Here is a 9,252-nt window from a genome sequence, read left to right as displayed (position 1 = left end):
TATAGCTGAGGCGCCCTTCACACCTGGTATTGGCGAAAAATCTGACTCTGCACCTAAATTAGGAATTTGGACTGGCTGGCAAATTGTAAAGAAGTATATGGATAAAAATCCAGAGTTAACTTTACAGCAGTTAATGAACGAAAATGATGCACAAAAAATTCTTAACGAATCGAAGTATAAGCCGAGATAAGAAGCGTACAATATTTATTGAAAATATTATTTGGCTGTGCTATAAAACAGAAAAGGCTCATAACCACTAGGATATGAGCCTTTTTTATATAATTTAAGACTATTTTAAAATTCTAAGAACAGCTCTTAAGCAAATTACTGATCCAAGTACCCAAAGTACATTAGAAACGATGCTTATCATCGGCCAATCGCCTGTAAAGCGTAGAAAAATACCTACTAAACCGATAGCAATACCTAAAACAATAGTTTTGTAGTGTGAAGGATTATTAGCTTCTGCAGTTGAGTTATTTTTATTTAAAGAATCTTCCATTTCAGTTTATTTAGAAATACAAATTTACAAAATATTGTAATTAAAATTTAATTATCCGTTAGATAATGCTGCTGCCCCACTTACAATTTCAGTTAATTCGGTTGTAATTGCTGCTTGTCTGGCTTGGTTATACGATAATTTTAGCGATTTTAATAAGTCGCCAGCATTTTCAGTAGCCTTATCCATTGCAGTCATACGAGCACCATGTTCTGAAGCATGAGAATCTAAAACAGCTTTAAAAACTTGAGTTTTTACAGATTTCGGAATTAGTTGTTCTACAATTTCCTCCTGTGATGGTTCTAAAACATAATCAGTTTGAGAAGAAGTCAAATTAGTCATATCCGACTTAGGTACAGGTAATAATTGTTCTGTAGTAAGAATTTGCACTGCTGCATTTCTAAACTGGTTGTAAACCAACTCCACACGATCATATTCACCTTTCTGAAATCCAGCCATGACAGACTCAGTAATTTTTGAGGTATTTTCGAAGGTTAAATCAGAGAAAAGGTCGTTATTATTACCAATAACATTGTATTTACGTTTCTCATAAAAATCTTGAACTTTCTTACCGATGGCAACGATATGTACATTACCTTGGCGAAATTGTTCAGAATATTTATCATTAATCAAGTTATTGGTAGTTTTAATTACATTCATATTGAATGCACCTGCCAAACCACGATTTGAAGAAATAGCAATAATCAAAACCTTATTCGGCTCACGTTCTTGAGTAAAAGGAGAGTTTGATCCATCCATGGTAGCAGATAAATTGGATAAAATATCCCTCATTTTATTCGCATAAGGACGCAACTGAACAATTGCACTTGTTGCTCTTTTCAACTTAGCTGCTGAAACCATTTTCATGGCTTTAGTAATCTGCTGAGTTGAGGTTACAGATGCTATACGATTTCTTACTTCTTTTAAATTTGCCATCTTATTGAGATGTGAGATGTGAGATGTGAGACCTGAGATGTGAGATGTGAAATGTGAGACGTACCTCAAATCTCACATCTATTATCTCATATCTCAATTAATATTTACCGCTAAGCTCCTTAGCCACAGTTTCAAGAACAGTTGTAATGCTATCATCCAATTTACCAGCTTTTAGCCCTTGTAAAACTTCAGGATGACGTTGTTCAATCTGCTGGATAAACTCAAATTCAAAATCTTTAACTTTATTTACAGGTACATTTCTCATTAAGTTTTTGGTACCAACATAAAGAATAGCTACTTGTTTTTCAACTGTTTCAGGTGCAAACTGCGCTTGCTTTAACAATTCAACGTTACGAGCACCTTTATCAAGTACTAATTTTGTTGCTGCATCAAGATCAGAACCGAATTTAGAGAAGGCCTCTAATTCGCGATATTGAGCTTGGTCAAGCTTTAGCGTACCGGCAACTTTCTTCATCGACTTGATTTGTGCGTTACCACCTACACGAGATACCGAGATACCTACGTTAATTGCGGGACGAACACCAGCGTTAAACAAGTTAGACTCAAGGAATATCTGTCCGTCGGTAATCGAAATCACGTTAGTTGGGATATATGCAGAAACGTCACCAGCTTGAGTTTCAATAATTGGCAGAGCCGTTAATGAACCTCCACCTTTAACGATGTGCTTAATAGATTCAGGAAGATCGTTCATTGACTGAGCGATAGAATCATTTTGATTAATTTTTGCAGCACGCTCTAACAAACGACTGTGAAGGTAGAATACGTCACCTGGATAAGCCTCACGACCTGGAGGACGACGTAAAAGTAAAGATACCTCACGGTAAGAAACAGCTTGCTTAGAAAGATCATCATAAACAATTAGTGCTGGTCTACCCGTATCACGGAAGAACTCACCAATTGCAGCACCAGCAAATGGAGCGTAAAACTGCATTGGAGCAGGATCAGCTGCAGAAGCTGCAACGATTACTGTGTAAGGTAAAGCACCATTTTCTTCTAATACCTTTAATATTTGAGCTACAGTAGAGTTTTTCTGACCGATAGCTACATAAATACAGAATACAGGATTTCCTGCTTCATAAAATTCTTTTTGATTGATAATGGTATCAATACAAACTGCAGTCTTACCAGTCTGACGATCACCAATTACAAGCTCACGCTGTCCGCGACCAATTGGAATCATCGCATCAATCGCTTTGATACCAGTTTGCAATGGTTCAGTTACTGGCTGACGATAAATTACACCTGGTGCTTTACGCTCCAAAGGCATTTCATAAGTATCACCTGTAATTGGTCCCTTGCCATCTATTGGCTGACCTAAAGTATTAACAACTCGGCCAAGCATACCTTCACCAACCTTGATAGAAGCAATTTTATTAGTACGTTTTACCGTAGCACCTTCTTTGATTTCATCAAAAGCACCAAGTAACACGACACCTACATTGTCTTCTTCAAGGTTCAAAACGATACCTTGCAAACCATTTTCAAACTCAACCAGCTCACCTGATTGAACTTTTGTTAAACCGTATACGCGAGCAATACCATCACCCACCTGTAACACAGTACCAACCTCTTCGAGCTCGGCCTCCGATTTAAAGCCTGACAGTTGTTGTCTTAAAATCGCCGAAACTTCATCTGGTCTTACCTCTACCATAGTAGTATTTTTTGAGTTTTATATTGTAAATCTTACGCTCCCACCCCTATTGGAAGCAATTTTTGCCCTATTATGGGATTGGGGTAATTAATTTTGTTGAAATTCTTTTTTAAGTTTGTTGAGTTTACCCGACAAGCTTGTATCAAATTGTTTATCGCCAACTTTAAGAATAAAGCCACCAATTAATGCAGGATCAACATGAGAAGTAAGAATTACTTCACCTTTAGTTGCTTCTTTTACTACTGCTTCAATCTGACTAATATTTTCTTTACTTAAAGCTGAAGAGGAAGTAACTGTTGCCTTCACTACATTTTTCAGAACATTATACTGATTAACATATTCTTTTGCTGAAGCAAATAAAACACCCGAACGACCCTTCCTGATTGCTATTTTGAAAAATTCAAGAATCATTTTATTCAGCTTATCACCAAATATAGCATCCAAAATATTCGCTTTTTTTTCAAGGCTAATAATCGGATTTTTTAGAATAGCTTGAAGTTCTGCATTGGCTTTACAGGTATCAATAAATAACTCAATATCTTTCTTAACCGGCTCAACAATATTTTGCTCAGCCGCCAGATCAATTAAAGCTTTTGCGTAACGCGATGCAACTTGTATTTCTGACATAATTCGATTTGTTAATTTATTGTCTTATCAAATTAGATTAACAAAATTCTTAATTAAGTTTTACTTCTTTCAGAAGGTCGTTTACAAGTGCCTCTTGTTTTCCATGATCTTCGAATTGCTTACGCAAAACTTTCTCAGCAATCTCAATAGACAAGCTAGAAACTTGGTTTTTTATTTCTGCCATTGCGGCAAGCTTCTGATTAGTAATCTCGGTTTTTGCTTTTTCAATAAGCTTAGAACCTTCGGTTTTAGCTTGTTCTTTAGCATCATTAACGATCTGATCTTTAATCTCTTTCGCCTCTTTCAAAATCTCATCACGCTTTAAACGCGCTTCCTTTAAAAGATCTTCGTTTTCACTAATCAATTTAGCCATTTCAGCTTTCGCCATTTCAGCCTTTGCCAAAGAATCTTCGATAAAACGCTCACGCTCATCAAGAGCCTTAACTATAGGCTTCCAAGCAAACTTGCTTAGAAGGAAAAACAGTATTAAAAAAGTAACTGTCGACCAGATGAATAAGCCCGGATCCGGAGTAACCAATGGATTTAATGCCAGTAATATCATTTGTTTATTGTTTAATAATCAATCAAAATAATAAAATAAGGCCGGTGCCAATCGCACAGGCCTCATTTTTTTAGTTTACCTTGTTCCTAAGAACGCAACAACCACAGCAAATAATGCTACCGCTTCAACGAATGCTGCCGCGATTAACATAGCTGTTTGAATTTTAGATGCTGCTTCAGGTTGGCGAGCCATACCTTCCATAGCTTTTCCACCAATGTTACCAATACCAATGCCTGCTCCGATAGCGGCTAAACCTGCACCGATACCTGCGATACTTCCTACGATCATAGTCTGATTTTTAAAATATATATATAAAACAAAAAATAATTCAAATTAATGCTCAACATGCTCTTCCACCGCCATACCTATAAATAAGGCCGACAAAATAGTGAAAATGAATGCCTGAATAAAACCTACCACCAATTCAATCACACTGATAAATAATACAAATGGGATTGCGATACCTGCGACAAATACTGATTTTAATATAAAAATCAAAGATATTAAACTTAAAATCAAAATATGACCCGCTGTAATGTTTGCAAATAAACGTATCATCAATGCTACAGGCTTCACGATTAATCCAACAATCTCTACTGGAATCATTAATGGATATAACCACCATGGAACATGTGGTGTAAATACGTGTCCCCAATAATTTCTATTTCCATTAACTGTAGTTAAAACAAAAGTACAAAGTGCTAACATCATCGTTACCGCGATGTTTCCAGTCACGTTTGCTCCTCCCGGAAAGAAAGGAACTAATCCCAATAAGTTATTTAACCAAACGAAGAAAAATATCGTCAATAAATAAGGCATAAAACCTCTGTATTTATGTCCCAATTGTGGCTTTGCAATATCGTCCCTAACAAATAAAATAATCGGCTCCAACAAAGATTGCATTCCTTTAGGTGCTTTACCCTCTCTCTTTTTATATGAATTAGCAACGCCAATAAAAACAATTAGAAGAATTGTAACAGATATAAGTAGTGAAACAACGTTCTTAGTGATAGATATATCGAGCGGCTTTTTATTCAAAACCCCTCCCTCTGCATCATAAGTAATGAAAGTGCCATTAGCACTTTTAACATCAGATGGATAATAATACTTGCCATGATAATTCACAAGCTTTGTACCCTCTAGATCTAAGATTTCAGTCCCATGATCATTATGACCAAATTTATTTGAAAGAAAAGTCTTTAGTCCATTATCCGTCCAAAGAATTACTGGAAGCGGAATATAAACATGGCCGAAAAAATGCCACTCGTGTGAATCTGCAATATGGTGAAGAATAACTTCAGAAATATCTTCGTCTGCTTCCTCAACATGCTGTTCAGTAGCTGAAACCTTAGAAGAATCTGCTGCTGCATGCTCTTCTGAAAAAGCAGAAAAACTCAATAGCGAAAAGAAAACCGCATAAAATGCAAGGCTGAAGAATTTTTTTGTATTAGAAATATGGCTCAAATCCATTTATTATAAGGAATTTACATAACTTTTTGGTTGCGCAAGTTACACAACAAACAATATATTTCAAACACTGTATGAAAGAAATACAGATAAAAAAAATTGACCACGAAATAAATCGGATCAAAGGTGTAATTTTGAATATAAACAAAGGCTATAATCATGCAAAAAAGCATTTTTACTGTAATGCTTGCGAGTAGTGCCTGTGCAGAAGCTTGGTCACTTATTCTCATTCTCCAAGAAGCAACTATATAAATATTGAAAGTAATGAATGAGAATATCCCAAACATCGACCAAAATTTAGGGATTAAAACGCCTCTTTCTGAAAAAAAACAATCAGCCAACAAGGGAGCAGCAGCTAAAAACAGGTTAAACAGAATAAAATAAATTATAAAGCGATTAAAACTCATGTTTTCAATTGTTTGATAGTTTGATAAATGGATAAAAATACGCCCAAAACACAAGCTATAGCCGTAACATATTGAACTTTATGATCATAATATTGATCAATTTTGTATCCTATAAATGCTGATCCTCCAATAATGGCCATCATTTGGAAAGCTACACCCGTGTATTTTGCAAAATTTGCATAAGACTGACCTTTAGAATTGTCAGAATTTGGCTTTTTTCTTTCCTCTTCCATCATTGAAAACTAATGCTACAAAATTATTAAAATAAAGCCTTGCATTGCGAAAAAAATCAAAAACAGGAAAAATAAATGTCTAATTTTAATAAAACACGCATCCTCCTATTTAAATTACCATTTGATATGAGCTGATCTAACAATTTCTTAGATAAAGAGTTTATATTTATGACTGCAATTCCGTTCTGATAAAATATCTTTGCATAGTTTCTGTTATACTAATTAAAGAAAATTAATTTGAGATCAAAAAATCAAGTTATACGACAATTTTTATTTTTAAGCTTAGCTATTGGATTGAGCTTTTCTTCCTGCAATCCCCAAAAAGAGACTGTTGCGAGCAGAAATATGCAAAATCTGACTGCCCATTTCAACATTCTTTATAATGCTAATGAAATTGTAAATGAAAGTGAGAGAAATATTGAATTGGCTCATTCCGATGATTATGACCGAATTATCTCTGTTTTCAAAGAAGCTAATGAAAGCAACTCACAAGGAGAGTTAAGCAAATTAGATCAAGCAATATTAAAGGCAAACACCATTGCAAATGAGAAATCTCAGAGTAAATATGTAGATGAAGCCTATTTACTAATCGGAAAGGCAAATCATTTAAAGTCTAATTTTTTTAATGCCGTTGAATTTTTTGATTATGTCTACCAAAATTATCCGAAGGAAAAAGAAATTAAACAAGCCTCTTTATCCTGGAAAACCAGATCATTAATAGCATCCGACAGGTTAGAGGAAGCCTATAGCTCCATTGATTCTGCTTTAAAATACGTAAATACAGAGAAAAAGTCTGTCGCAGATATTTTCGCTATCCGTGCGCAACTACATATCTATGCGAAGGAAGATCTTCAGGCGATTAATATGCTTGAAAAAGCTATTAGTTCTAAAACAAGTAAGTCAAATAAAATACGCTGGACTTACCTTTTAGCTCAGCTTCAGCAAATAAACGGGCAGGCAGAAGATGCATATAAAAACTATACCAGAGTTTTAAAGAGCAATGCTTCCTTTGAAATGGCTTTTAATGCCAAATTAAGCTCAATTAATCTTAAAAACAAAGTTAGCCTAGATCCACAAAATAGAACAAAACAAATTGCTGCCCTATTAAAAGATAGCAAAAACATTGATTTTCTTGATCAAATTTATTTTCAAATTGCGAACAGCTACGCAGAGGAAAATAACATTGAAAAAGCGATTGAAAACTACAATAATGCGATCTCAAAAAGCACACAGAATGTGATTCAAAAGGGATTAGCCTATTTAAAACTGGCTGAAATTTATTTTAATGATAGTGACTATATCCAATCGAAAGCTTACTATGATAGCACCCTTGTAGCTCTTCCAAGTATCTATCCTGACTATGCACAAATAAAAAAGAAAGCTGATAATATTGAGTTACTTGCTGATCGCTTATCCACTATCGCGAAGGAAGACACCCTTCAAATGCTTGCAAAATTGCCAGAAAATGTGCGAAATGAAAAAATTAACTCCCTAGCCGAGCAAGAATTAATTAAAGCTCAAGCTAAAATTGACAATAGCCAATCCGGACTTCCAGCTACTAGATCAACGAGCAGCGGCGGAAATACAAAATTCTATTTTAATAATACCATTGCATTAAATCAAGGGATTGTAGATTTTAAAAAGATTTGGGGGACAAGAAAACTAGAAGATAATTGGAGACGAAGCCAAAAATCAGCTGCAGATATTTCTAATACTTTAGCAAATAACCAAGTTCCAATTAATGAGCCTTTCAAAGAAATATCTGCTCCAAGCGCATCAGTAAATATTGATTCATTGAAAAAAGCATTAACTGAATCAATTCCATTAAGTGAGGAAATGAAAAAAGTGTCAAATGAAAAAATCGGATCTGCTATGTATGATATTGGCAATTATTACCGAGAAGTAACTAATGATACTTTAGAAGCAATCGATATATATGAAGAACTTCTACAAAGATTTCCGGAAGATCCGAACAAATTGGCTGTTTACTATAATTTATATAGGCTTTACAAAGGTGCAAATATGCAGCTTTCAGACAAATACAAAAGCATTCTTTTAGATCAATTTCCGGAATCACCATTTGCAAAAATCATTCTTGATCCTGACTATAATCAGAAAAATGACGAGAAGGAAATGGCCTTCAATCAATTTTACAATGATGTGTATGATTTATATACCGATAAAAAATATTCTGACGTATTAAAATCAATTGAAGAGAAGAGCAATAAGTTAGGAGAAGAGAAAATTCCAGCCCAATTAGCCTATTTAAATTCACTTGCATTAGGACATTTGGAAAAGCTAGACAAGCTTGAAGATTCATTTAAAAATATTGTTGATTCAAACCCGGAAGACATACTGATTGTACCATTAATTAAATTACAATTAGCATTTATTGATTCCAATAGAACCGAAATTGCTAATCGCCCATTTGCCTTATTAGACAATGAAACCATCCTAAATTTTGTGATTGAAGAACCTACTAATCAAGAGCCAGTGATTAAAAAGCCAGTGATTGTAGAAAAAGTAGTGGAAAAGCCTTTAGTAATAACAAAGTCAGCGCAATCAGAAGAGAAAAAAGCCCTAGAACCCGTAAAAATAGTTGTCGAGGAACCAAAAAATACCAAAGCTGAAAAATTAGCCGTTCAAGAACCCAAAAATGAGGAGCCAAAGAGTAAAATCGAGCCAATTGAAACTTTCTTTGAGCTAAATGATCCTGGCGATTATTATTTTATAGTAAATGTTTCTGATCCTACTCTGAATTTAAGCTCATCCCGTTTTGGAATAGGTCAGTTTAACCGCGTCAATTTCTCGGGCAATTCAATTAAACATCAATTAAAATCAATAGCCGATCA

9 protein-coding genes and 1 pseudogene are annotated in these 9,252 nt (G+C 34.7%); 2 read left to right on the top strand and 8 right to left on the bottom strand.

Annotation, left to right across the window (positions count from 1 at the left end):
* Positions 1-190: pseudogene (locus ACIQ0D_RS09515) on the top strand (gliding motility lipoprotein GldB); the annotation flags it as partial.
* A 99-nt stretch (positions 191-289) separates the two neighbouring features.
* Here the strand turns inward: ACIQ0D_RS09515 and ACIQ0D_RS09510 are convergent.
* The 8 genes from ACIQ0D_RS09510 to ACIQ0D_RS09475 form a co-directional block, all read right to left on the bottom strand.
* Positions 290-499 carry a hypothetical protein gene (locus tag ACIQ0D_RS09510; protein ID WP_395805022.1) on the bottom strand — a complete coding sequence of 70 codons (210 nt, stop codon included), beginning with the start codon at positions 497-499 and terminating at the stop codon, positions 290-292.
* Between the two features lie 51 nt (positions 500-550).
* Entirely contained in the window at positions 551-1,432 is an 882-nt protein-coding gene (gene atpG / locus ACIQ0D_RS09505) for an ATP synthase F1 subunit gamma (protein ID WP_395805020.1), read from the bottom strand.
* A 97-nt stretch (positions 1,433-1,529) separates the two neighbouring features.
* Positions 1,530-3,104, bottom strand: coding sequence for a F0F1 ATP synthase subunit alpha (gene atpA, locus ACIQ0D_RS09500; RefSeq protein WP_395805018.1), 1,575 nt, complete (start codon positions 3,102-3,104; stop codon positions 1,530-1,532).
* 87 nt (positions 3,105-3,191) lie between these two features.
* On the bottom strand, positions 3,192-3,731 hold the full coding sequence (gene atpH / locus ACIQ0D_RS09495) for an ATP synthase F1 subunit delta (protein ID WP_395805016.1): 540 nt from the start codon (positions 3,729-3,731) through the stop codon (positions 3,192-3,194).
* Between the two features lie 49 nt (positions 3,732-3,780).
* Positions 3,781-4,293 (bottom strand): F0F1 ATP synthase subunit B, encoded by a 513-nt coding sequence (locus ACIQ0D_RS09490; RefSeq protein ID WP_395805014.1) that lies wholly within the window; start codon positions 4,291-4,293, stop codon positions 3,781-3,783.
* 75 nt (positions 4,294-4,368) lie between these two features.
* Entirely contained in the window at positions 4,369-4,578 is a 210-nt protein-coding gene (gene atpE, locus ACIQ0D_RS09485; protein ID WP_395805024.1) for an ATP synthase F0 subunit C, read from the bottom strand.
* Between the two features lie 48 nt (positions 4,579-4,626).
* Positions 4,627-5,763, bottom strand: a complete 1,137-nt coding sequence (atpB, locus tag ACIQ0D_RS09480) for a F0F1 ATP synthase subunit A (RefSeq protein ID WP_395805012.1) — start codon at positions 5,761-5,763, stop codon at positions 4,627-4,629.
* Between the two features lie 400 nt (positions 5,764-6,163).
* On the bottom strand, positions 6,164-6,403 hold the full coding sequence (locus tag ACIQ0D_RS09475; protein ID WP_395805010.1) for an AtpZ/AtpI family protein: 240 nt from the start codon (positions 6,401-6,403) through the stop codon (positions 6,164-6,166).
* A 342-nt stretch (positions 6,404-6,745) separates the two neighbouring features.
* Here ACIQ0D_RS09475 and ACIQ0D_RS09470 point away from each other — a divergent pair.
* On the top strand, positions 6,746-9,252 hold a 2,507-nt coding region (locus ACIQ0D_RS09470; RefSeq protein WP_395805008.1), incomplete at its 3' end, for a tetratricopeptide repeat protein.

Source organism: Daejeonella sp., assembly GCF_044342615.1.
Taxonomy (GTDB): domain Bacteria; phylum Bacteroidota; class Bacteroidia; order Sphingobacteriales; family Sphingobacteriaceae; genus Daejeonella.
The sequence above is the reverse complement of the archived record's forward strand: the minus strand, read 5'-3'. Positions and strand labels throughout refer to the sequence as shown.